Here is a 22,772-nt window from a genome sequence, read left to right on the forward strand (position 1 = left end):
GCTGAACCGACTCTTGCCGCCCCTTGGGGCGGCTTTTTCCGTGGTGCCTGCGCCAAGACCGGGCCGGGGATGGCCCGCATAATCCAGCCCGTTGGAAACCTGGAGTGTCCCCGCCGTGAAAACCGTCTATGTCCTCAATGGCCCGAACCTGAACCTGCTAGGCCTGCGTGAACCCGCCATCTATGGCTCCCAGACCCTGGCCGATGTGCGTGCGCTGTGCGAAGCCGCCTGCGCGCGCTACGGGCTGGCGCTGGAATTTCGCCAGAGCAACCACGAAGGCGAACTGGTGGACTGGGTCCACGAAGCCGGCCGTGTGCACGCCGAAGGCCGCCTGGCCGGCCTGATCTTCAACGCCGCCGCCTACACCCACACCAGCGTGGCCCTGCTGGATGCCGTCAAGGGCACGGGCGTGCCGCTGGTGGAGCTGCACATCAGCAACGTGCATGCGCGCGAGAGCTTCCGCCACCACTCCTACCTGTCGGCCGCCGCGCGCGCCGTGATGTGCGGCTTTGGCGTGGCCGGCTACGGCCTGGCCATTGACGCCGTGGCCCAGTGGTGAATACGCCCGCCGCCATTGAGCGCCTGCGCGCCCAGGCGCGGCGCCTGACCACGCCGCTGTCTGCCGCGCAGCCCGAGGACGGCCACATGGTCTGGCATGTCTGGGGCGAGGCACGCGCGGGCGAGCTGCCCATCGTCATGCTGCACGGCGGCAGCGGCAGCTGGACGCATTGGCTGCGCTGCATGGACGCTCTGCTGGCCCAGGGTCGCCAGCTGTGGATACCCGACCTGCCAGGCTTCGGCGATTCCGACGGCGTGCCAGGCGGCCAGGATGCCGACACCCTGGTTGAGCCGCTGCGCCAGGGCCTGCGGCAACTGCTGGCCGATGGCGGTGCGCCCGCCGCCCCGCTGTGTGATCTGGTCGGCTTCTCTTTTGGCGGCATGACGGCCGGCATGCTGGCCGCCGCCGACGGCACGCTGGCCCGGCGCCTGGTGCTGGCCGGGGCGCCCGGCATGGGCGTGGGCAAGGGCCTGGCCGTGCGGCTCAAGGGCTGGCGCCACCTGGCCACGCCCGAGGCGCAGGCCGTGGCCCACCGCTACAACCTGCAGGCGCTGATGCTGCATGACGCCAGCCTCATCGACGAGGACACGCTGGCCCTGCATGTGCTCAACGTGGAGCGTGACCGCCTTCCGCGCCGCCGCCTATCGCACACCGACGTGCTGGCGCGTGCCCTGCAGGCCGTGGACGGCCCCGTATGGGCCATCTATGGCGAGCACGACGCGCTCTACCCGGGCCCGATGATGCAGGAGCTGGCCCAGGCCTTTGCACGCCATGCGCGCGACTTCCGCGGCCTGGCGCTGGTGCCCGGCGCGGGCCACTGGGTCATGCATGAGCGTCCCGATGCCTTTGTGGCGGCATTGACCGCTGCGCTGGATGCCTGAGCGCATGCGGCCCATCGAGCTGCACGAGGTGCAGTGGACCGCCATGCGCGCCCAGGGCGCGGGCGGCCAGAACGTGAACAAGGTCTCCAGCGCCGTGCATCTGCGCTTTGACGTGCGCGCCTCGCGCCTGCCCGAGGCCGTGCAGCAGCGCCTGCTGGCCCTGCGCGACGGCCGCATCACCAACGAGGGCGTGGTCGTCATCAAGGCCCAGCAGTACCGCACGCAGGAGCAGAACCTGCGCGCCGCGCTGCAGCGGCTCAACGTGCTGGTGGCCGCCGCCTATCCCGAGCCCATCCTGCGCCGCGCCACCCGGCCCACGCTGGGGTCGCAGCGGCGCCGCCTGGAAAGCAAGAGCCGGCACGGTGCCACCAAGGCCCTGCGCGGGCGCCCGCGCGACGATTGATCCGGATTGACCCGGCCAGCGCAACAATGTGTGCTGCCGCTGGCGGCTTGGCGCGGCGCCCGGGCGTCCCTACATTAGGGGAATGCAAGACTCCCACGCTCCCCACTCTCCCCGGGTTTCCTCCGCTGCCGGTGCCCGGCTGCCCGTGCTCTATGTCTCCCACGGCTCGCCCATGTTCGCGCTGGAGCCGGGTGAAACCGGCCCCGTGCTCGCGCAATGGGGCAGGGCGCTGCGCCAGGCCCACGGCCCGCTGCGCGGCGTGGTCGTCATGTCGCCGCACTGGATGTCGCACGGCGTGGAAGTCATGACCGGCGCCACGCCCTCCACCTGGCATGACTTCGGCGGCTTTCCGCCCGCACTCTACGAACTGCAGTACCCGGCCCCCGGCGCGCCGCAGCTGGCGCAGGAAGTCATGGACCGCCTGCAGGCCGCAGGCATTGCCGCCAGCGCCAACGCGCAGCGGCCCTTCGACCACGGCGCCTGGGTGCCGCTGATGCATTTGCTGCCGGATGCCGACCTGCCCGTGGTGCAGCTGTCCCTGCCTGCCTCGGCCGGGCCGGCCGAAACCCATGCGCTGGGCGCAGCCCTGGCGGGCTTGCGCGATGAGGGCGTGCTCATCGTCGGCTCCGGCAGCATGACGCACAACCTGGGCGAATTCCGGGGCGGCACGGGCGAGGCCACGGTGCGGGTGGACGACGCCGTGCAGGCCCTGCGCAGCCAGGATGGCCTGCACGGCGACCATGCCGTCGGCGGCTCCAGCGCCTCCTCGCCCTACGTGCAGGATTTCAGCCGCTGGATCGAATCGCGCCTGCAGGCGCAGGACCTGCCCGCGCTGCTGGACTACCGCGCCCGCGCGCCTTCGGCCCGGCGCGCCCATCCCAGCGAAGAGCACTTCATGCCGCTGTACTTCGCGCTGGGCGCGGCTGGCGCCATGGCGCGGCCACGGTATCTGAGCCGCGAAGTCATGTATTCCATCCTGGCCATGGATGCGATGGCCTTCGAGGACGTGCAGGCGGCATAACCTCCTGCTGCCGCGGACTTGGCGAGGCGCCACAATGGCGCGTTGCCCGGGACCACCCCGGTCCTGGAAATCGCTAAAAAACCAAGGAGTCCGTGATGATCGACCTGCCTCTGGTGGCGCTGGAGCGCCCCGCACAACCCGCACCGGGGCAGCAGCCCTGGCTGCTGGTGCTCATGCATGGCGTTGGCAGCAATGAGCAGGATCTGTTCGGCCTCGCATCGTTCGTGCCGCCGCAGTTCCACGTGCTCAGCCTGCGCGCTCCGTTTTCCATGGGTCCCGCAGCCCATGCCTGGTTCCAGTTCACGGTGGATGCCAACGGCACGCGCCACATCCACGCATCGCAGGAAGAGCACAGCCGCGCCCTGGTGGCCCAGACCGTGCAGCAGGCCGGAGCGCGGCTGGACATCCCTGCCCAGCGAACCGTGGCGGGCGGCTTCAGCCAGGGCGGCATCATGGCGCTCAGCCTGCTGCTGACCCAGCCCGCGCTGCTGCGCGCCGCCATGTGCTGGCACAGCCGCCTGCTGCCCGAGGCCTTGCCGCACCAGGCACCTGACGCGGCCTTTGACGGCAAGTCGCTCTGGGTCAGCCACGGCACCTACGACAACGTCATTCCGCTGACCAGCGCCCACGCCATTCGCAGCCACGTGCAGCGCCTGCCGCTGCAGCTGAGCTACCACGAGTACCCCAGCATGCATGAGATCCGCCCCGACGAGCTGCAGGCCGCCATGGCCTGGCTCCAGGATCTGGGCACGCAGGGCTGAGACGGCCGCGTAAGCTGGGTAACGCGTTGTTGCCAGGCGCGCACGATGGCCTGCGCAGAGAGCGCGGCGGCTTATAAACACAAGGCAGGGCTGGTGTCAGGAAAGCACGGGAACCCTGGTTGGGCTTTCCTGTCGCACATGCTTGCGGCAACCGTGCTGCCCGACCTGCCAGATCCTGCCCAAGCCAAAGGACCCATCCATGCCAGAACGCGACCCCCAAGACTTCCGCCCCCGCGCCAGATCCTCCGGCCCATCGGCTTTCGGCATCGCCGCAGCGGTGCTGGCGGCTGCCGCCCTGGGGGGCGCGGCCTGGTGGTACTGGTGGCGTCCCGCCGCCGTGCCCGAGGCGCCGCCGGAAGTGGCGCAGGCGCCCGCCCAGTCCACCCAGCCCTCCGAACCCGTCCCCGCGCCCGAGCTGACCGAGCCCCAGAACCCTGTCGATGCGCTGGAGCAACCCGCCTCCGGCCTGCCCGCGCTGCAGGACTCCGACGCCCATGTCACCCAGGCCCTCAACGGCCTGCTGGGCCGTGACAAGGCAGGCAGCTTTCTGCAGATGGACGGCTTTGTGCGCCGCGCCGTGGCCACCGTGGACAACCTGACCCGCTCCCAGGCCCCTGCACGGCTTTGGCCCGTGCACCTGGCGCCTCAGCGTTTCACGGTGGAGGGCGCGGCAGAGGCTGGTGATGCGCAGGCCATCGCCCCCGCCAACGCCGCGCGCTACAAGGCCTTTGTGACCTTTGCCGAGTCCATTCCCATGGACGGGGCCGTCAAGCTCTATGCCCGGCTGTACCCCCTGTTCCAGACCGCCTATGAAGACCTGGGCTATCCCAGCCGCTATTTCAACGATCGCCTCATTGCCGTCATAGACCACCTGCGCGCCGCGCCCGAGCCCGCGGGCCCCGTGCAGGTGCGGCTGACCAAGGTGGAGGGCGAGGTGCCCTCCATCCAGCCCTGGGTGCGCTACGAATACGCCGACCCTGAGCTGCAGGCCCTGTCCAGCGGCCAGAAGATGCTGGTGCGCGTGGGCCTGGACAACGAGCGCCGCCTCAAGGCCGTGCTGGGCGAGCTGCGCCGCCGCATCGCCACCGGCGAGATGGCCAAGCCTGCGGGCTGAGGCCAGCCTCCATCCGCCTCAGCCTGCGGCCGGCAGTGGCAGGGCGGTCTTGTAGCGCACCTGCTTGAGGGTGAAGCTGGAGCGGATCTTCTCTATGCCCGGAATCGGCGTGAGCTGCTCAACGATGAAGCGCTCCAGCGCGCCGATGTCGGCCAGCGCCACGCGGATCAGGTAGTCGGCGTCGCCGCTCATCAGGTAGCACTCCATGACCTCGTCGTGCTCGGCAATGCGGCGCTCGAAGTCGGCCAGCGATTCCTTGGCCTGCGACTTGAGGCTGATGTTGATGAACACATTCAGCCCCAGCCCCAGCGCCGACGCATTGGCCAGCGCCACATAGCGCGCGATCACGCCGGCCTTCTCCAGTGCCTTGACGCGCGCCAGGCATGGCGAGGGCGACAGATGCACGCGCCGCGCCAGCTCCACGTTGGACAGCGAGCCGTCCGTTTGCAACTCGGCCAGAATGCGCAAGTCAATGGTGTCCAGTTTCATCTGCCGGATTTTATGTAAATACCGGCATGAAATGCTGGAATATGGCGTTTTCCTTATCCATGAACGGCTGCTCATGCCGGCCTGCCAGTCCTAAAGTGGCGGGCATGAACGCACCCACGCCACTGGCCGCGCTGGCCGATATCGATACCGATCCCCAGGAAACCGCCGAATGGCGCGAGGCCTTTCTGGCCCTGGTCGCCACAGAAGGTCCGCAGCGAGCGCGCTTCGTGCTGGAAGAGCTGGCGCGCATGGCGCGCGAGCAGCGCCTGGGCTGGCAGCCCGACCTGAACACGCCCTATGTGAACACCGTGGCAGCGCAGCAGCAGCCGGTGTTTCCGGGCGATCTGGCCATCGAGGAGCGGCTGGCGTCCATCATGCGCTGGAACGCGCTGGCCATGGTGGTGCGCGCCAACCAGGCCTATGGCGAGCTGGGCGGCCATATTGCCAGCTATGCCAGCGCGGCCGACCTGTTCGAGACCGGGTTCAACCATTTCTTCCATGCCCGGGAGGGACTTGCGCCGGGCCAGCACCGGGGCGACCTGGTGTTCTTCCAGCCGCACAGCGCGCCCGGCGTGTATGCGCGGGCCTTCCTGGAAGGGCGGCTGACCGAGCAGGACCTGCAGCACTACCGCCAGGAGATCAGCGCGCCGGCTGCAGGCGCGCAAGGCCTGTCCAGCTATCCCCATCCCTGGCTGATGCCCGATTTCTGGCAGTTCCCCACGGGCTCCATGGGCATTGGCCCCATCAGCAGCATCTACCACGCGCGCTTCATGCGCTATCTCACGCACCGCCGCCTGCTGGACTGCCAGGAACGCAAGGTCTGGGGCGTGTTCGGCGACGGCGAGATGGACGAGCCCGAAAGCATGAGCGCCCTGACGTTGGCCGCGCGCGAGGGGCTGGACAACCTGGTCTGGGTGGTCAACTGCAATCTGCAGCGTCTGGACGGCCCGGTGCGCGGCAATGGCCGCATCGTCGATGAGCTGGAGCGGCTGTTTGCCGGCGCGGGCTGGAACGTGGTCAAGCTGCTGTGGGGCAGCGACTGGGACGGGTTGTTTGCGCGCGACCTCACCGGCACCCTGGCACGCACGCTGGGCGGCACGGTGGACGGGCAGATGCAGACCTTCGCCGCCAAGGACGGACGCTACAACCGCGAGCATTTCTTTGGGCAGAACCCCGAGCTTGCCGCCCTGGCCCAGGGCCTGACGGACGAGCAGATCGACCGCTTGAAGCGTGGCGGCCATGACCTGGTGAAGATCCATGCCGCCTATGCAGCGGCTGCCGCCCATCGCGGCCAGCCCACGGTGATCCTTGCCCATACCAAGAAGGGCTACGGCATGGGATCGGCCGGGCAGGGCAAGATGACCACGCACAGCCAGAAGAAGCTCGATGAGTCCGACCTGATCGAGTTCCGCAACCGCTTCAACCTGCCACTCAGTGACGAGCAGGCCAAGGGCCTGGCCTTCCATAAACCTGCCGATGACAGCGCCGAGATGCAGTACCTGCGCGATCGCCGCACGGCCCTGGGCGGCGCACTGCCGCGCCGTGAAACCGTGTGCGACCGCGTGCCCGTGCCCGCCCTGGACCAGTACGCGCAGTTCGCGCTGGCGCCTGCCGGCAAGGAGATGAGCACCACCATGGCCTTCGTGCGCATGCTGGGCGGCCTGCTCAAGGACGCGCAGCTGGGCCCACGCATCGTGCCCATCGTGGCGGACGAGGCGCGCACCTTCGGCATGGCCAACCTGTTCAAGCAGGTGGGCATCTACAGCAGCCTGGGGCAGCGCTACGCGCCCGAGGACATCGGCTCGGTGCTGTCCTACCGCGAGGCGCTGGACGGCCAGATCCTGGAGGAGGGCATCAGCGAGGCCGGCGCCATCGCCAGCTGGACGGCTGCGGCCACCAGCTACAGCGTGCACGGCCTGGCCATGCTGCCGTTCTACATCTACTACTCCATGTTCGGCTTCCAGCGCGTGGGCGACGCCATCTGGGCGGCGGCCGACCAGCGGGCGCGTGGCTTTTTGCTGGGCGCCACCTCGGGCCGCACCACGCTGGGCGGCGAGGGCCTGCAGCACCAGGACGGCTCCAGCCATCTGGTGGCGGCCACCATTCCCAACTGCAAGGCCTGGGACCCCGCGCATGCGGGCGAGCTGGCCGTGATCCTGGACGCCGGCATGCGCGAGATGCTGGTCGAGCAGCGCGACGTTTTCTACTACATCACCCTGATGAACGAGAACTACGCCCAGCCCGACCTGCCACCGGGCGCGGCCGAAGGCGTGCTGCGCGGCGGCTATGTGTTCAGCCGCTTTGGCGATGCGGGCCGTGCCACGCAGCATGTCACCTTGCTGGGATCGGGCGCCATCCTCACCGAAGTGCTCAAGGCCGCCGAGCAATTGGCCAGCGAGGGCATGGCCGCCACCGTGGTCAGCGTGACCAGCTGGAGCGAACTGGCGCGCGATGGCGTGGCCTGCGAGCAGTGCATGCTGGCAGGTGAGGCACCTGGCCAGCCCTGGATCGCCCAACTGCTGGACGGCACGCAGGGCCCGGTGATTGCTGCCACCGACTATGTGCGCGCCGTGCCCGAGACCGTGCGCGCCTTCCTGCCCGCAGGCCGCCGTTTCCTCACGCTGGGCACGGACGGCTTCGGCCGCAGCGACACGCGTGCGGCGCTGCGCGGCTACTTTGGGGTGGACGCGCACAGTGTGGCGCAGGCGGCGCGCCGCTGCAGCCAGGCGGCCTGAGCCCGGCGGGCGAGCCGCGACCCCATACACTGACGGATACACCGACGGTGAAATCAGCGGCCCCTTGCGGGCCGCTTTTTTTGTGCGCGCCCGAGGCGGCTTCGCGCGCTTTCTCCTTGCATTGATTAAGCCCGCGTTAAATGCGCTATTGGCTTATCGTTTTCGTCGGATTGCATGGAAAAAATAGGGAGATACCACTAGAATTCGTATATATAAGAAGATATTGCGCAAAGAGATGATCATTTGCTGCAATGGCTGCAGGCGTTGGGTTGAATATCTCGTCAATATCGTTTTTGCCTCTTTCAATAATAATTCATTTCAGTGGATCGAAGACGATGAAACTCTCGCTCAAGCAAGGCCTGCTGTGCGTGGCCGCGCTGTCGGCCGCCGCGTGGCAACTGGCCATTTCGGCGCCGGCGCCCGGAGTGGACCATGCGCAAATGCCACAAATCATTGATGACCTGCCTGCCGATTACGCGGCGGACCTGACGGCGGAGCAAAGAACCCTGGTCGATCGCGGCCGATATATCGCACGCCTGGGCGATTGCGTTGCCTGCCACACCGGCAATAAATCCCAGCCCATGGGTGGTGGGCTGGCGCTGGAGACGCCATTCGGCAAGATCTATTCCACCAATATCTCGCCCGACGCCGATACGGGCATGGGCAAATACAGCTTCGAGCAGTTCGACCGCGCCATGCGCAAGGGCGTGGCAGCCGATGGCCGCAACATGTACCCGGCCATGCCCTATCCCTCCTACGCCAAGATGACGGCTGAGGACATGCAGGCCCTGTACGCCTATCTGTTGCAGGGCGTGGCGCCCGTGAAGGCGGCCAACAAGGAGTCCGACCTGGGCTTTCCCTTCAACCAGCGCTGGGGCCTGGCGCTGTGGAACTGGGTGTTTCTGGATGACACGCCCTTCCAGCCCCAACCGCAGCAAACTGCCCAGTGGAACCGGGGTGCCTACCTGGTACAGGGCCTGGGCCACTGCGGCGCCTGCCATACGCCGCGCGGCGTGGGCTTCCAGGAAAAGACCATGACCGGCGAGGGCAGCAAGGGCGAGTATTTCCTGGCCGGCGAGACCGTGGAGAACTGGCGCGCGCTGAGCCTGCGCAATCTGTGGACACCCGAGGAAACCGCCCAGTTGCTCAAGACCGGGCGCAACAGCCACGGCACGGTCTCCGGCAACATGGTCGATGTGGTGCAGCACAGCACGCAGTACATGAGCGATGCGGACCTGCTGGCCATTGGCACTTATCTGAAGTCGCTGCCGGCAGGCAAGAACGATCTGCCCATGCAGGTGGCCCAGGGGCCGGGGCCGGTCATTGCTCCGCATACGGCGCCGCAGGCCTCCGGGCATGCGCCGTCCCCCGCCTCGGCGGTGTCTTCCGACGTGCCTGCCGATCTCTACGCCAGCCGCGGCGGCCTGGGCTATCTGCAGTTTTGCGCCGACTGCCACCGTGCCGATGGCGGTGGCGTGAAGGACGTGTTCCCGCCACTGGCCGGCAATTTCTCGCTGCAGTCGCAGGACCCGTCCACGCTGATCCATCTGATGCTGGTGGGCTGGAAGGCGCCCGTCACGCAAAGCCATGCACGGCCGCTGACCATGCCGGCCTTCGCACAGCTCAAGGATGCGGAGATTGCCGACATCCTCAACTTCGCCCGCAAGAGTTGGGGCCGTGCCGATGCGCGCGAGATCCATGCCAGGGAGGTGCAATCCATGCGCAAGCAGCTCGATGCCAAGGGCGAAAGCGCACGCCCCTTCGAGACGCCGCGCCTGGCCGCCATGCTGGACGAATCCAACGCGAAGCAACTGGTCTACGGCGCCCGCCTGAACATAGAGACGCGTGACCTGCTGCCCAGGAATGTGGGCAATGCGCTGAACTGCGCCAGCTGCCACCTGAACGCAGGCACCGTGGCCGATGGTTCGCCCTACATCGGTGTCTCGGCCTTCTTCCCCGGCTATGCGCCGCGCGCGGGCCGCGTCATCACGCTGGAGGACCGCATCAATGGCTGCTTCCTGCGCTCCATGAACGGCAAGCCGCTGCCACTGGAGTCCGACGAGATCAAGGCCATGGTCGCCTACTTCGACTGGATGCGCCGCGAAACCAAACCCGAAGACAAGGTCGAAGGCCGGGGTGTGGGCAAGATCAGCCAGTCCATCGTGCCCAACGTGGACAACGGCAAGAAGGTCTATGCGGCCCAGTGCGCGGTTTGCCATGGCAGCGAGGGCGAGGGCGTGAAGAACGCCAAGGGCCAGTGGGTCTATCCGCCGCTGTGGGGTGACGAGTCCTTCAACATCGGCGCGGGCATGGCGCGCACCTACACGGCAGCGGCCTTCGTCAAGCGCAACATGCCCATCGCCTTCCATGGCAACTTCCCGCTGGGCCAGGGCGGCCTCAGCGACCAGGAGGCCGTGGATGTGGCCGAGTACTTCAGCCACCAGCCGCGCCCGGACTTTGCCAACAAGCACAAGGACTGGCCCAAGGACAAGAAGCCGGCCGATGCGCGGTATTGATGCGCCATCGAGGGAGAAGAAGGAGTTCCCGCCACGCGGCGGGAGCCTGAAGGCGGGGCAGGGAGCGATTCCTGCCCCGCCTTTTTTCGAGGGCAGTGCCCAGTCTTGCGCGCGCTGCGGATCCGTCTTTGCGGCGGCCAGTTCATTGCCCAGCCCCTGCACGTGTTGCTGCCGTTGCTTGGCCATCTGCTGCAGCCGGCCGGCTTGGTTCCAGGCCTTCCCGGCAGCGCGTTCGGCGCGCTCAGCCCGCGCGCTGCAGCAGCACCGGCACCGAGGAGGCCAGCAGCGCCACGCCGGACAGGCACAGCAGGCCCAGCACGATCTGCCGGAAACGCATCTCGCTGATGCCGATATACAGCCTGGAGCCCAGCAGCGATGGAATGAGCATGGCTGGCGCCACGATGGCGAACAGCGGCAGCATGCTGCGCGTGACCATGCCGGTGCCCAGGTAGGTGGCCATGGTCACGGCCAGCATGGACAGGTTGAAGTTCTGGATGACGGAGCGCTGCTCATCCTTGGGGTAGCCGCGCAGCGTGCACCACAGCGTGGGCAGCGTGCCCGTGAAGCCGCCCAGTCCGCCCATCACGCCGCCCGCCAGGCCCACGGCGCCGTCTGCCACCTGGCCGCCGCGCGCCAGCCTGGGCAGCCGGGCCGACAGCAGCATCACCGGGCACCACAGCACCAGCATGCCGCCCAGCAGGGCCTTGAACCAGGCCATGTCCAGGTGCGGCAGCAGCAAGACACCCAGCGGAATGCCGGCAAGCCCGCCCAGGATGAAGGGCAGCAGCTTTGCCAGCGCAAACCCGCGCCGCACGGTGATGGCCGACAGCACCTGGCCCAGCAGCGAGCCGAAGACGGTGAGCACGGCCGCATCGCGCGGCTCCAGCACCCAGGCCCAGAACGACATGGCCACCATGCCGAAGGCAAAGCCCGACAGGCCCTGCACGAATCCGGCCGCCGCCGCGCCCAGCGCGATGATGAAAAACATGCCATCCATGGTCTGCCTGGTCCTTTCGTTTTGGGTGTGCAAGACGCAGGAATTCTGGAACGCATGCATAAGCAGAAATTCGTTTGTTTTTATTGTTCAATATGGTTTTGCTTATGACGAGCCACGCCTGAATCCATGCCGCAAAACCGCACTGCATCGACCGCTGCCCAACTGGCCCACCGCATGGCCACGCGCCTGAAGATGAAGCATTTGCTGCTGCTGCGCTCCATCAGCGAGCTGGGCACGCTGACCCGCGTGGCCGAGCGCATGGCCACCAGCCAGCCCGCCGTGACCCAGGCCCTGGCCGAGCTGGAGTCATTGTTCGGCGCGCGGCTGTTCCTGCGTTCTGCGCGCGGCATGGAGCCTACGGAGCTGGGCGCGCTGGTGCTGGCGCGCGCCCGGGGCATGCTGGCCGATCTGGACCATTGGGCCCACGACATCGAGGCCGTGGGGCAGCAGCGGGCGGCGCACCTGCAGGTGGGTGTCATCCCCTTTCTGCCGGCGCGCATGCTGGCCGATGCCATCGGCAGGACGCGGCCGCAAGGCCGGCGCATCACGGTCACGCTGCATGAGGACACCAGCGACCGCCTGCTGCAAAAGTTGCGCGCACATGAGCTGGACTGCTTGATTGGCCGCGCCTCGGCCGTGCTGGACATGAGCGGCATACGGCACAGCGTGCTTTATGAGCAGGAGCCTCGCCTGATCGCCCACCGCAGCCTGGCCACGCGGCTGGGGCGCCGGCCTCTGCAGTGGGCCGAACTCACGGGGCTTGACTGGGTGCTGGGCCAGCGCCGCACGCCCATGCGCGAGCAGATCACCGACTTTTTTCTGCGCGCGGGCGTGGAGCCGCCGCCGCCGTTTGTGGAAACACTCTCGGCCAAGGTGATCGGCGAGCTGGTGGCGGCCAATGAGCGGGCCGTGTCCATCGTGCCGGCCGACATTGCCGAGGAACTGGTGCGCATCGCGGGCGTGGGCATTGTGCGCCACCGTTTCGGCTGGACCCTGCCACCCATCACCCTGTTCGAGCGCAAGGCGGGCGGCCAGTACGAGGAGCAGCGCCTGTTCGCCCTGGCGCTGAAGGAGGTTTGCTCCGATCAGGGTTGACTGGTGGCCGGCTTGAAGAGCGCAGCCAGCAGCGGCGCCAGCGTGGGAAATTCCAGGGCAAAGCGGGCGCGGTCCACGAAGAAGGCCTCGCAGGCCACGGCGAAGAATTCGGCGGGCGCCGTGGCGCCATAGCCGTCCAGCCAGGGCCATTCGCCACCAAAGCGTTCGGCGATGGTGATCTGCTCACGGAAGGCGTCGTAGGCCGGTGCCCAGGCGGCCTGCCATATCTCGCGGGCCTGGCGCGCGGAGCTGCTGCCCATGAAGCCCGGCGGCAGGGGCGGGCAGCCGTCGGCACCGCCGTTGCGCATGTCGATCTTGTGGGCGAATTCGTGGATCACCACGTTGGCTACCTGGCCGCCGTGACCGTGGTGGCTGGCATGCGGCCCGCGGCCTGCGCCAATGGCCTGCCAACTGAGCATGACGGGGCCGCCATGCATGGCCTCGCCCATGATCACTTCGTCGTAGTCGTGGATGACGCCGGCCTCGTCCATGCTTTGGCGTCGTGCCACGGCATCGCCCGGGTGCACCACGATGCCGACAAAGTCGTCATACCAGGACAGCGCGCCCTGCGGCTCGCCCCAGTGCAGCAGGGGCAGGCAGGCCTGGGCGGCAATCTCCAGCGCCATGGCGTCGCTCACTTGCAGGCCGTGGGCGCCGTGGAAGCGCTTGCGCTGCAGGAAGACGGCGGCCAGGGCGCGCAGCTTGGATTGCTCCTCCAGCGTCAGCGACGCGAGAAAAGGGTATGCGGCCAGCGTGGACAGCCACAGCGGCGCGGGAATCTCGGGCACCGGCGACACCGTGGAGCGTGCGCGGCGGCCCAGTCTGCGGACCCAGCGGCCCAGTTGTTGCCAAAGGCTCATGGCGGGCTGGCCTGTTCAAGAACGTCGGACAGCGGCAGGCGCCGCAGGCCCATGCCGCGCTCCCAGCGCAGCACCTCGGCGCGGGGCGCGGGCGCCGCCAGATCCCAGTCGCTGAGCACGATGCGCCGCAGGCCATCGCCCAGGTCATGGTCGGCCGGGCGGTGCGTGTGGCCGTGGATCAGGGTGGCGGCACCTGCGGCATGCAGCCAGCTGCGCGTGGCCTGCGCGTCAAGGTCGGCATAGGTGGGCATGGCGGCGCCATGGCCGTCCGATTCCCGCTTGCGCGATTCGCTCTCCTGCCGAATGCCGCGTGCCTGGTCGCGGCGCACCTGCAGCGGCTGGGCCAGGAAGCCGGCCTGCCAGGCCGCCGAGCGGGCCATGCCGCGAAAGCGCTGGTAGTCCACATCGTCCAGGCACAGGGAATCGCCATGGCTGAGCAGGATGCGCTGGCCGCCGCAGTCAAGCACGGTGGGATCGGTCAGCGTGGTCGTGCCGCACAGCGCATCGAACTGCGCGCCGGTCAGGAAGTCGCGGTTGCCCTGCATGAAGAACAGCGGCGTGCGGGTGGCTGCCGCGCGCATGGCGGTGGCGCATTCGGCCTCGAAGCTGCCCGGCTCCAGCAGGGCGTCGTCACCCACCCAAACCTCGAACAGGTCGCCCAGCAGAAAGACGGCATCAGCCCGCGTGGCGGCCAGGTAGTTCCGGAAGGCCTGCACGGTGGCGGGCTCGCTGGCCTGCAGGTGCAGGTCCGAGATGAACTCCAGCGTGCGCCAGTCCGCAGGCAGTGTCCACTCGGCCGCAATGGGCGGCTCGGGAAGAGGGCGGGGCGCGGCGGTCTGGGCCATGGGACGGGGCACCCGGCAAGGGCGCTGCATGAAGGGCTGTAGGAGCCTTGGGACGGCTCTGGAGCGGGTCTGTTGTCCATGCGCACGGCCTGGTGCCATGCGCATGGACAACAGGGCGGCCGGACCCGAAAGGGCACGGCCGCCCCGTGTGCGGGAGCGCCTGATTACAGGGCCACGGCCTTTTCGATGATCACGTCATCCTTGGGCACGTCCTGGTGGCCGCCGTTGCGGCCGGTCTTCACGCCACGCAGCTTGTCCACGATCTCGGTGCCCTTGATCACCTTGCCGAACACGGCATAGCCCCAGCCCTGTGCGCTGGGCGAGGTGTGGTTCAGGAAGCCGTTGTCGGCCACGTTGATGAAGAACTGGGCGGTGGCAGAGTGCGGGTCGCCGGTACGGGCCATGGCCAGGGTGTACTTGTCGTTCTTCAGGCCGTTCTTGGCCTCGTTCTCGATGGGGGCGTCCGTCTCCTTTTGCTTCATGCCGGGCTCGAAGCCGCCGCCCTGGATCATGAAGCCATCGATGATGCGATGGAAGATGGTGTTGTTGTAGTGGCCCTTGTTCACATAGGCCAGGAAGTTCTCTGCGCTCTTCGGGGCCTTGGCGGCGTCGAGTTCGATGGTGATGACGCCGTGGCCGGCGATGTGGAGTTCGACTTGGGGATTGCTCATGGCGATTCCTTGTTGGATGGAGGGGAAGGGCGTGCCACGCAAGGCGCGGCGCGCGGTTTACTTGACTTCGGTGGCCGAGAGGATGGTCACCGGCTTGGTGGGTACATTCTGGTGCATGCCCTGGTTGCCCGTGGCCACCGTGCGGATTTTGTCCACCACATCCATGCCCTGGACCACGCGGCCGAAGACGGCGTAGCCGTGTCCATCGGGCTTGGGCGCGTTGAGCATGTCGTTGTTCACCACGTTGATGAAGAACTGCGAGGTGGCCGAGTTGGGGTTGCCCGTGCGCGCCATGGCGATGGTGCCCCGGTCATTCTTGAGGCCGTTGTCCGCCTCCAGCGGAATCGGCGCGCGCGTGGGCTTTTCCTTGAGGCTGGCATCCATGCCGCCGCCCTGGATCATGAAACCGTCCATCACGCGGTGGAACACCGTGCCGTCATAGTGCTTGTCGCGCACGTACTGCATGAAGTTGGCCACGGTCTTGGGTGCCTTGGCTTCGTTCAGCTCCAGCACGATGTCGCCCATGCTGGTCTTGATCTGCACCTTGGGCGTGGCGTTCTGCGCCATGGCGGGCAGGGCGGTGAAAAGGGAAGCGGCCAGGGCCATGCCGGCCAGGGAAAGCGACGCAATGCGGCGTGTGGTCATGCGAATCTCCTGTGAAAGCCAAAGGGCTGGGGGATGGAGTGGGGAAAACCGGGCAGGTTCCTGCGGGTGCGCGCCAGGCATGGCAAGGCACGATCGACCGCCGCACGCGCGCTGGCGCAAGGGCTGCGCGCGTGGGCCGGGGGCCTACTTGGCGGCGGTGACGGGCGCCAGCAGGTCGCGCAGCAGCTTGAGCTTGGGGCGCACGCTGGCCGCGCGGCCATCCAGGCCTTGCGCCTTGGAGTAGGCCTCGTAGGCCAGGCGGGCATGGATGTCGCCCAGGTTCTCGTAGGCGACGCCGTAGTTGGGGTTATTGCGCACGGCGGATTCGAGCGCGGAGCGCGCCTTGTCGAGCTGGTTCTGGCCAGCATAGATGACCGCCAGATTGTTGTAGGGCTCGGGCAGCTCGGGGTAGTCCTCGATGAGCTGGTTCAGCGCGGCGATGGCCTCGTCTGTCTTGCCGCTGTCGGTCAGTGCAACCGCCTTGAGAAAGCGCATCTGCGGGTCGCGTGCGTTCTTGGCCAGATAGGCATCGGCGCGTGCCAGCGCCTGGGTGCTCTTGCCGTTGCGCAGCAACTGATTCACTTCCGTATAGTCGTCGGCGTGGGCGTGGCCTGTTGCGAGCAGGGCCGCCAGTGCCGCGAGGCGCAGGGCGGAGCGAAACGAGTTGCGTAGAGGCATGTAGGTGCTTTCGGGGCCTCGGGGGAATGCCCCGCGGCGCGGGCTTATACTGCGGTCAATTGTAGCTGAGGGGTGTGCTGGGTCACACGGGCTCTGCGCCTGCCGCTCCTGCTCCCTGCTGAGCATGCCTGCATCGGCGCCAAGGGTCCGGCGGCGCGTGGGACGCGCCCCCTGCAGCGACCCTTTCTCCCCTGATAAACATCCATGAGTTTGCGTATCTACAACACGCTGTCGCGTGCATTGGAAGCGTTTTCGCCAATCGAACCGGGCCATGTGCGCATGTATGTGTGCGGCATGACCGTGTACGACCTGTGTCACCTGGGACACGCACGCTCCATGGTCGCTTTCGATGTGGTGCAGCGCTGGCTGCGTGCCAGCGGCCATCGCGTGACCTATGTGCGCAACATCACCGACATCGATGACAAGATCATCCGTCGCGCCGTCGAGAACGGCGAGACCATCCGCTCGCTGACCGACCGCATGATCGACGCCCTGCACCAGGACGCCGACGCCCTGGGCATCGAGCGCCCCACGCACGAGCCGCGTGCCACCGAATACGTGCCGCAGATGCTGTCCATGATCGGCCGCCTGCAGGACAAGGGCCTGGCCTATCAGGGCACGGATGGCGACGTGAACTTCGCCGTGCGCAAATTCCCCGGCTACGGCAAGCTGTCGGGCAAGTCGCTGGACGAATTGCAGGCCGGCGAACGCGTGGCCGTGCAGGACGGCAAGCAGGATCCGCTGGACTTCGTGCTGTGGAAAAGCGCCAAGCCCGCCGAGCCGGAAGAGGTCAAGTGGGCCAGCCCCTGGGGCGTGGGCCGTCCCGGCTGGCACATCGAGTGCTCGGCCATGGGCTGCGAGATGCTGGGCGAAAGCTTCGACATCCACGGCGGCGGTGCCGACCTGCAGTTCCCGCACCACGAAAACGAGATCGCCCAGAGCGAAGGCGCGACCGGCAAGCCGTTCTCGCAGGTCTGGATGCACAACGGCTTCATCAACGTGGACAACGAGAAGATGTCCAAGTCGCTGGGCAACTTCTTCACCATCCGCGACGTGCTCAAGGAGTACGACGCCGAGACCGTGCGCTTCTTCGTCGTGCGCAGCCACTACCGCAGCCCGCTGAACTACAGCGACGTGCACCTGAACGACGCACGCGGCGCGCTCAAGCGCCTGTACACGGCACTGAGCCTGGTCGCGCCCGCCGAGGTTGCCATCGATTGGAATCATCCCGCTGCCGCACGCTTCAAGGCGGCCATGGACGAGGACTTCGGCACGCCCGAGGCCGTGGCCGTGCTGTTCGAGCTGGCTGCCGAAGTCAACCGCAGCAAGAGTGCCGAGACGGCGGGCCTGCTCAAGGCATTGGCCGGCTGCCTGGGGCTGCTGCAGGGCGACCCGCAGGCCTTCCTGCAGGCAGGCACTTCGGAGATGGATGCCGGCGCCATCGAGGCGCAGATTGCCGCACGCGCAGCCGCCAAGGCGGCCAAGGACTGGGCTGAGGCCGACCGCATCCGCAAGGCGCTGCTGGAACAGGGCATCGTGCTCAAGGACTCCCCCGCAGGCACGACTTGGGAGGCAGCCGCAAAGGGCTGATCCGTATGCCTTGCCAGATGTGCCGCGCCAGGTGCGGGGAGGTGCTTTGATGGCCTCCGCCAAACCCCTGGACACCATGGATTTCGAGCAGTTGCCGTTGGTGGCCGATCTGCCCGTGCCCGAACAGCAACCGGCCCCGCTGCCGATGGTGACGCTGGGCGCGCGCGCAGGTTCGGCGCCTGCGGCCGCCGCTGCCGCTGCCTCCGCTCCCAAGGCCAAGATATCCCTGCCCGCACCGCCCGAGGGCGCCCCGGCCTACTGGGCCGAGGCCTGCCGCCAGCTTGTGCGGCGCGATCGCGTGATGAAGCGCCTGATTCCGCGCTTTGCCCACCTGGCCTTGCAGCCCGGCGGCGATGCCTTTGCCACGCTGGCGCGCTCCATAGTGGGCCAGCAGATCTCGATGAAGGCTGCCCAGACGCTGTGGAACAAGTTCGCGCGCCTGCCCGCCCGCATGGCGCCTGACCTGGTGCTCAAGCTCAAGGTGGACGACATGCGCGCCGTGGGCCTGTCTGCCCGCAAGGTGGACTACCTGGTGGACCTGGCCATGCACTTCACCGAGCACCGCCTGCACCAGGACGACTGGCAGGGCATGAGTGACGAAGCCATCGTGGCCGAGCTCATGTCCATCCGCGGCGTGGGCCGCTGGACCGCCGAGATGTTCCTCATCTTCTACCTGCAGCGGCCCAATGTGCTGCCGCTGGACGATGCAGGCCTGATCTCGGGCATCAGCCAGAACTATTTTTCAGGCGACCCCGTCAGCCGCAGCGAGGCGCGTGAGGTTGCCGAGGCCTGGAAGCCGTGGTGCACCGTGGCGACTTGGTATATTTGGCGCTCGCTCGAACCGCAGCCTGCAGCCTGAAGACAAACCGATCACACCCGATCAACCCCCGTTTTCCGGCCGGAACGCATGCACCGTGCCTGGCTGGGACAAGGAGAAACAAGTTGGCGAAAAAGAACTTTCTGGATTTTGAGCAGCCCATCGCCGAGCTCGAATCCAAAATCGAGGAACTGCGCTACGTGCAGACCGAAAGCGCAGTCGATATCTCGGAAGAGATCGAGCAGCTCAGCAAAAAAAGCCTGCAGCTGACCAAGGACATCTATAGCGACCTCTCGCCCTGGCAGATCACCAAGATCGCGCGCCATACCGAGCGTCCCTACACGCTGGACTATGTGCGCGACTGCTTCACCGACTTCATCGAGATGCACGGCGACCGGCACTTCGCCGACGACCAGTCCATCGTGGGCGGGCTGGCGCGCTTCAATGGCATTTCCTGCATGGTCATCGGCCACCAGAAGGGCCGCGACACCAAGGAGCGCACACTGCGCAACTTCGGCATGACGCGCCCCGAGGGCTACCGCAAGGCCCTGCGCCTCATGAAGACGGCCGAAAAGTTCGGCCTGCCGGTCTTCACCTTCGTGGACACGCCTGGCGCCTTCCCCGGCATTGAAGCCGAAGAGCGCGGCCAGTCCGAAGCCATCGGCCGCAACATCTACGAAATGGCCCAGCTGCAGACCCCCATCATCACCACCGTCATCGGTGAAGGTGGTTCGGGCGGCGCCCTGGCCATTGCCGTCGCCGACCAGGTGCTGATGCTGCAATACGCCGTCTACTCCGTGATCAGCCCGGAAGGCTGCGCCTCCATCCTCTGGAAGACCGGCGAAAAGGCCCAGGACGCGGCCGATGCCATGGGCATCACGGCCCACCGCCTCAAGGCCCTGGGCCTGGTGGACAAGATCGTCAACGAGCCCGTGGGCGGCGCCCACCGCGACCCCAAGCAAATGGCAGCCTTCCTCAAGCGCGCGCTGGGCGATGCCTATCGCCAGCTGGCGGACCTCAAGCCCAAGGAACTGCAGGACCGCCGTTACGAGCGCCTGCAAAGCTACGGCCGCTTCGCCGACACCAAGGCCGACAACCGCTGAAGGCCTGCGCCACGCTCTGGCACACTGAACGGCTCCCCCTGGGAGCCGTTTGCTTTTTGCGCCAATCCCTGGCCCGCGTCCTGATACCTCTGATCCAAGCCTGTGGAAATTCCGATCACCGACCCGCCGCGCAATGTTCCGGCAGCCGCTCCAGATGGTGCATCAGGTGCTGCACCGGGTGCCGCTTTGGACGCGGCCATCCATCGCTTTGCGCCGCAACTGCCGCTGGCCGTGGCCTTCAGCGGCGGAGCGGACTCCACGGCGCTGCTGCTGGCCTGCGCCGAGCGCTGGCCGGGCCAGGTCGTGGCCATCCATGTGCACCACGGTCTGCAGTCAGCGGCCGACGCCTTTGTCGGCCAGTGCGAGAAAGTCTGCGCGCAGCATGCCGTTCCTTTGAAGATTCGCCGCGTGGACGCGCGCCACGCGCCGGGCCAGAGTCCTGAGGACGCCGCACGCCAGCTGCGCTACGCAACGCTGATAGAGGCCGCCCGCGAACCCTGGCCTGGGCAGGGCGCCAGCGGAGATCCCTTGCCGCCCGTTCGCAGCATGGCGCTGGCGCAACATGCGGACGACCAGGTCGAGACGCTGCTGCTGGCCCTGTCTCGCGGCGCCGGTGTGGCCGGGTTGGCCGCCATGCCGGCGCAGTGGAGCAGGGCGGATCTCGAATGGCATCGTCCGCTGCTTGATCTGCCCGGCCAAGTCCTGCGTGACTGGCTTGCGGCGCGTGGCCAGGGGTGGGTGGAAGACCCGACCAATGCCGACGCGCGCTATACGCGCAATCGCATCCGCGCCCAGTTGCTGCCCGCGCTGCAGCAGGCCTTTCCCCAGTTTCGCGCCACGTTCGCGCGCAGCAGCCGGCATTGCGCCGAGGCGGCCGAACTTCTGCAGGAGATGGCGCAGGCCGATCTTGCAGCCATCGGCACCCCCCCCGGCATCACCGCCTTGCAGGCGCTGAGCCCCGCGCGCCAGGCCAATGTGCTGCGCCACTGGCTGCGCAGCGTGCATGCCACCACGCCCAGTGCCGCGCAGCTCGATCAGCTGCTCGCGCAGATCGGCGTTTGCCGTACGCGAGGCCACCGCATCCATCTCAAGATGGGGCGGGGTTTTGTGCGGCGCCTGGGGTCGGTGCTCGATTGGTACAATTGACGAGTTTTGGTCCAACTTTGTACGAAAACCGGCGGCGCGCCAAAACCAAACGGCTTGCGCAAGACGGGTCCGGGCGGACATTTCGCTTCATGCGCAGTCCTCTCGAACATCCTGGCTTGCACAGGCATCCCTCTGTCGTACAGCGCCGTGGCAAGCAGTTTCGTCACCCTGATATCCAATGGCACTGATCGTTCATAAATACGGCGGCACCTCGATGGGCTCGACAGAGCGCATCCGCAACGTTGCCAAGCGCGTGGCCAAGTGGGCTCGTGCCGGTCACCAGATGGTGGTCGTCCCCAGCGCCATGAGTGGCGAAACCAACCGTCTGCTGGGTCTGGCCAGCGAGCTGGCTCCCGGCTCGGCCAAAACGGCGTACTACCGTGAACTCGACATGCTGGCCTCCACGGGCGAGCAGGCGTCGTCGGCACTGCTGGCCATTGCGCTGCAGGCCGAAGGCGTGGAAGCCATCAGCTTCTCGGGCTGGCAAGTTCCCGTGCGCACCGACAGCAGCTTCACCAAGGCACGCATCGAGTCCATCGACGACAAGCGCGTTCGCGCCGAACTCGACGCTGGCCGCGTGGTCATCATCACGGGCTTCCAGGGCATCGATCCCAACGGGCATGTCACCACCCTGGGTCGTGGCGGCTCCGACACCTCGGCCGTGGCCGTGGCTGCGGCGCTGAAGGCGGCCGAGTGCCTTATCTATACCGACGTGGACGGCGTCTACACCACCGACCCGCGCGTGGTGCAGGCCGCCAAGCGCCTGAACACCGTGAGCTTCGAGGAAATGCTGGAAATGGCCAGCCTCGGCTCCAAGGTGCTGCAGATCCGCTCGGTGGAATTTGCCGGCAAGTACAAGGTGCCCATGCGCGTGCTCTCCAGCTTCACGCCCTGGGACATCGACCTGGAGGAGGAATCCACCTCCGGCACGCTGATTACTTTTGAGGAAGACGAAAAAATGGAAAAGGCCGTCGTATCCGGCATCGCATTCAACCGCGGCGAAGCCAAGATCTCCGTTCTTGGCGTGCCCGACACCCCCGGCATCGCCTACGGCATCCTGGGTCCGGTGGCTGATGCCAACATCGAAGTCGATGTGATCATCCAGAACATCAGCAAGGAAGGCAAAACCGACTTCAGCTTCACCGTCAGCCAGGGCGACTACCAGCGCGCCATGGAGCTGCTGCGCGACAAGGTCGTGCCCGCCCTGGGTGCCACCGAAGTCGTCGGCAACCCCAACATCGCCAAGGTCAGCATTGTCGGCATCGGCATGCGCAGCCATGTGGGCGTGGCATCCACCATGTTCCGTGCACTGAGCCAGGAAGGCGTGAACATCCAGATGATCTCCACCTCCGAGATCAAGACCTCCGTCGTCATTGACGAGAAGTACCTGGAGCTGGCCGTGCGCGCCCTGCACACCGCCTTCGGTCTCGACAAGCCGGAATAAAATCATCGTTTTGCCGAAACCGGCAAAAAAGCACGTTACAATAACGTCATTCCGGAAACGTGACCGAGTGGCCGAAGGTGCTCCCCTGCTAAGGGAGTATGGGGTGTAGAGCCTCATCGAGGGTTCGAATCCCTCCGTTTCCGCCAGGATAGAAAAAAGCCACCCGCAAGGGTGGCTTTTTTTATGAGAGGGTTGCTTCGGTGGCCTGATCCGGTGGTTGGGGCTGATGCTCTGGTTGCTGCGGTAGGATTCTTGTTGTTGGCGGGTCGAAAAAACGTGCTACAATGCAATGCTCTGCTGAAGAGAAGCGATGCAGATCGCTGGTGTTGAGAAAATCGAAGAAATTTGATTGCAACGACGCTAAAAACTGTGCTAGAATTCAAGGCTTCGCTGATCGCAGCG

The 22,772-nt window shown here is 66.8% G+C and carries 21 protein-coding genes and 1 tRNA gene; 15 read left to right on the plus strand and 7 right to left on the minus strand.

The features are described 5' to 3' along the window. The first annotated feature begins 115 nt into the window (after positions 1–115). The 6 genes from aroQ to KDK82_RS29010 all read left to right on the plus strand — a co-directional run bounded on the left by aroQ (position 116) and on the right by KDK82_RS29010 (position 4,739). Complete coding sequence (aroQ, locus tag KDK82_RS28985) at positions 116–559, plus strand: type II 3-dehydroquinate dehydratase (RefSeq protein ID WP_065347358.1); 444 nt, start codon at positions 116–118, stop codon at positions 557–559. After that, positions 556–1,440, plus strand: a complete 885-nt coding sequence (locus KDK82_RS28990) for an alpha/beta fold hydrolase (RefSeq protein WP_088166923.1) — start codon at positions 556–558, stop codon at positions 1,438–1,440. Before aroQ ends, KDK82_RS28990 begins: the two co-directional genes overlap by 4 nt. After that, a complete protein-coding gene (arfB, locus tag KDK82_RS28995) occupies positions 1,433–1,843 on the plus strand; it encodes an alternative ribosome rescue aminoacyl-tRNA hydrolase ArfB (RefSeq protein ID WP_013803386.1) in 411 nt (136 codons plus the stop codon). The genes KDK82_RS28990 and arfB overlap by 8 nt, the downstream gene beginning before the upstream one ends. Positions 1,844–1,925: 82 nt before the next feature. After that, complete coding sequence (locus tag KDK82_RS29000; protein WP_088166913.1) at positions 1,926–2,864, plus strand: dioxygenase; 939 nt, start codon at positions 1,926–1,928, stop codon at positions 2,862–2,864. A gap of 95 nt (positions 2,865–2,959) precedes the next feature. Beyond that, a complete protein-coding gene (locus KDK82_RS29005) occupies positions 2,960–3,625 on the plus strand; it encodes an alpha/beta hydrolase (RefSeq protein WP_088166914.1) in 666 nt (221 codons plus the stop codon). A 199-nt stretch (positions 3,626–3,824) separates the two neighbouring features. Beyond that, positions 3,825–4,739, plus strand: coding sequence for a DUF3014 domain-containing protein (locus KDK82_RS29010; RefSeq protein WP_088166915.1), 915 nt, complete (start codon positions 3,825–3,827; stop codon positions 4,737–4,739). A gap of 18 nt (positions 4,740–4,757) precedes the next feature. Here the strand turns inward: KDK82_RS29010 and KDK82_RS29015 are convergent, their stop codons facing one another. After that, a complete protein-coding gene (locus KDK82_RS29015; protein WP_012204416.1) occupies positions 4,758–5,228 on the minus strand; it encodes an Lrp/AsnC family transcriptional regulator in 471 nt (156 codons plus the stop codon). A 104-nt stretch (positions 5,229–5,332) separates the two neighbouring features. Between KDK82_RS29015 and mdeB the strand changes: the two genes are divergently transcribed. After that, complete coding sequence (mdeB, locus tag KDK82_RS29020; RefSeq protein WP_088166916.1) at positions 5,333–7,963, plus strand: alpha-ketoglutarate dehydrogenase; 2,631 nt, start codon at positions 5,333–5,335, stop codon at positions 7,961–7,963. 335 nt (positions 7,964–8,298) lie between these two features. Then, positions 8,299–10,479 (plus strand): c-type cytochrome, encoded by a 2,181-nt coding sequence (locus KDK82_RS29025; RefSeq protein WP_088166917.1) that lies wholly within the window; start codon positions 8,299–8,301, stop codon positions 10,477–10,479. Positions 10,480–10,720: 241 nt separating this feature from the next. Here KDK82_RS29025 and KDK82_RS29030 read toward each other — a convergent pair whose 3' ends face one another. After that, on the minus strand, positions 10,721–11,476 hold the full coding sequence (locus KDK82_RS29030) for a sulfite exporter TauE/SafE family protein (protein WP_256974570.1): 756 nt from the start codon (positions 11,474–11,476) through the stop codon (positions 10,721–10,723). A 126-nt stretch (positions 11,477–11,602) separates the two neighbouring features. Between KDK82_RS29030 and KDK82_RS29035 the strand changes: the two genes are divergently transcribed. After that, positions 11,603–12,571, plus strand: a complete 969-nt coding sequence (locus KDK82_RS29035; RefSeq protein ID WP_088166919.1) for a LysR family transcriptional regulator — start codon at positions 11,603–11,605, stop codon at positions 12,569–12,571. On the opposite strand, the gene KDK82_RS29040 is transcribed toward KDK82_RS29035, so the two are convergent. The 5 genes from KDK82_RS29040 to KDK82_RS29060 form a co-directional block, all read right to left on the minus strand. Then, on the minus strand, positions 12,562–13,431 hold the full coding sequence (locus KDK82_RS29040) for a zinc-dependent peptidase (RefSeq protein ID WP_088166920.1): 870 nt from the start codon (positions 13,429–13,431) through the stop codon (positions 12,562–12,564). The two genes, KDK82_RS29035 and KDK82_RS29040, sit on opposite strands and share 10 nt — an antisense overlap. Further along, a complete protein-coding gene (locus KDK82_RS29045) occupies positions 13,428–14,276 on the minus strand; it encodes a UDP-2,3-diacylglucosamine diphosphatase (protein ID WP_088166921.1) in 849 nt (282 codons plus the stop codon). Before KDK82_RS29045 ends, KDK82_RS29040 begins: the two co-directional genes overlap by 4 nt. A 164-nt stretch (positions 14,277–14,440) precedes the next feature. Further along, positions 14,441–14,947 (minus strand): peptidylprolyl isomerase, encoded by a 507-nt coding sequence (locus tag KDK82_RS29050; protein WP_063326722.1) that lies wholly within the window; start codon positions 14,945–14,947, stop codon positions 14,441–14,443. Positions 14,948–15,004: 57 nt separating this feature from the next. After that, positions 15,005–15,592: a peptidylprolyl isomerase gene (locus tag KDK82_RS29055; protein ID WP_013803375.1), complete on the minus strand. Its 588-nt coding sequence runs from the start codon at positions 15,590–15,592 to the stop codon at positions 15,005–15,007. Between the two features lie 144 nt (positions 15,593–15,736). Continuing rightward, complete coding sequence (locus KDK82_RS29060; RefSeq protein WP_013803374.1) at positions 15,737–16,270, minus strand: tetratricopeptide repeat protein; 534 nt, start codon at positions 16,268–16,270, stop codon at positions 15,737–15,739. A 204-nt stretch (positions 16,271–16,474) separates the two neighbouring features. Here KDK82_RS29060 and cysS point away from each other — a divergent pair, with 204 nt between their 5' ends. From cysS to KDK82_RS29090, 6 genes are all read left to right on the plus strand, one after another. Next, positions 16,475–17,860, plus strand: coding sequence for a cysteine--tRNA ligase (gene cysS, locus KDK82_RS29065; RefSeq protein ID WP_013803373.1), 1,386 nt, complete (start codon positions 16,475–16,477; stop codon positions 17,858–17,860). A gap of 49 nt (positions 17,861–17,909) precedes the next feature. After that, positions 17,910–18,719, plus strand: coding sequence for a DNA-3-methyladenine glycosylase (locus tag KDK82_RS29070; RefSeq protein WP_034391589.1), 810 nt, complete (start codon positions 17,910–17,912; stop codon positions 18,717–18,719). 83 nt (positions 18,720–18,802) lie between these two features. Next, positions 18,803–19,780 carry an acetyl-CoA carboxylase carboxyltransferase subunit alpha gene (locus KDK82_RS29075; RefSeq protein WP_012204428.1) on the plus strand — a complete coding sequence of 326 codons (978 nt, stop codon included), beginning with the start codon at positions 18,803–18,805 and terminating at the stop codon, positions 19,778–19,780. A gap of 186 nt (positions 19,781–19,966) precedes the next feature. Next, positions 19,967–20,926 carry a tRNA lysidine(34) synthetase TilS gene (tilS, locus tag KDK82_RS29080; protein WP_179217992.1) on the plus strand — a complete coding sequence of 320 codons (960 nt, stop codon included), beginning with the start codon at positions 19,967–19,969 and terminating at the stop codon, positions 20,924–20,926. 178 nt (positions 20,927–21,104) lie between these two features. Continuing rightward, complete coding sequence (locus tag KDK82_RS29085) at positions 21,105–22,370, plus strand: aspartate kinase (RefSeq protein ID WP_012204430.1); 1,266 nt, start codon at positions 21,105–21,107, stop codon at positions 22,368–22,370. Positions 22,371–22,423: 53 nt separating this feature from the next. After that, a tRNA-Ser gene (locus KDK82_RS29090) sits at positions 22,424–22,516 on the plus strand. Positions 22,517–22,772: the final 256 nt, after the last annotated feature.

It is taken from the genome of Delftia sp. K82, from assembly GCF_002193035.1.
Taxonomy (GTDB): Bacteria; Pseudomonadota; Gammaproteobacteria; order Burkholderiales; family Burkholderiaceae_C; genus Comamonas; species Comamonas acidovorans.

Bases quoted from the DNA above. Each gene is read 5' to 3' on its own strand.
- arfB (WP_013803386.1), top strand. From the start codon at position 1,433: ATGCCTGAGCGCATGCGGCCCATCGAGCTGCACGAGGTGCAGTGGACC.
- KDK82_RS29000 (WP_088166913.1), top strand. From the start codon at position 1,926: ATGCAAGACTCCCACGCTCCCCACTCTCCCCGGGTTTCCTCCGCTGCC.
- KDK82_RS29005 (WP_088166914.1), top strand. From the start codon at position 2,960: ATGATCGACCTGCCTCTGGTGGCGCTGGAGCGCCCCGCACAACCCGCA.
- KDK82_RS29010 (WP_088166915.1), top strand. From the start codon at position 3,825: ATGCCAGAACGCGACCCCCAAGACTTCCGCCCCCGCGCCAGATCCTCC.
- KDK82_RS29015 (WP_012204416.1), bottom strand. From the start codon at position 5,228: ATGAAACTGGACACCATTGACTTGCGCATTCTGGCCGAGTTGCAAACG.
- mdeB (WP_088166916.1), top strand. From the start codon at position 5,333: ATGAACGCACCCACGCCACTGGCCGCGCTGGCCGATATCGATACCGAT.
- KDK82_RS29025 (WP_088166917.1), top strand. From the start codon at position 8,299: ATGAAACTCTCGCTCAAGCAAGGCCTGCTGTGCGTGGCCGCGCTGTCG.
- KDK82_RS29030 (WP_256974570.1), bottom strand. From the start codon at position 11,476: ATGGATGGCATGTTTTTCATCATCGCGCTGGGCGCGGCGGCGGCCGGA.
- KDK82_RS29035 (WP_088166919.1), top strand. From the start codon at position 11,603: ATGCCGCAAAACCGCACTGCATCGACCGCTGCCCAACTGGCCCACCGC.
- KDK82_RS29040 (WP_088166920.1), bottom strand. From the start codon at position 13,431: ATGAGCCTTTGGCAACAACTGGGCCGCTGGGTCCGCAGACTGGGCCGC.
- KDK82_RS29045 (WP_088166921.1), bottom strand. From the start codon at position 14,276: ATGGCCCAGACCGCCGCGCCCCGCCCTCTTCCCGAGCCGCCCATTGCG.
- KDK82_RS29050 (WP_063326722.1), bottom strand. From the start codon at position 14,947: ATGAGCAATCCCCAAGTCGAACTCCACATCGCCGGCCACGGCGTCATC.
- KDK82_RS29055 (WP_013803375.1), bottom strand. From the start codon at position 15,592: ATGACCACACGCCGCATTGCGTCGCTTTCCCTGGCCGGCATGGCCCTG.
- KDK82_RS29060 (WP_013803374.1), bottom strand. From the start codon at position 16,270: ATGCCTCTACGCAACTCGTTTCGCTCCGCCCTGCGCCTCGCGGCACTG.
- cysS (WP_013803373.1), top strand. From the start codon at position 16,475: ATGAGTTTGCGTATCTACAACACGCTGTCGCGTGCATTGGAAGCGTTT.
- KDK82_RS29070 (WP_034391589.1), top strand. From the start codon at position 17,910: ATGGCCTCCGCCAAACCCCTGGACACCATGGATTTCGAGCAGTTGCCG.
- KDK82_RS29085 (WP_012204430.1), top strand. From the start codon at position 21,105: ATGGCACTGATCGTTCATAAATACGGCGGCACCTCGATGGGCTCGACA.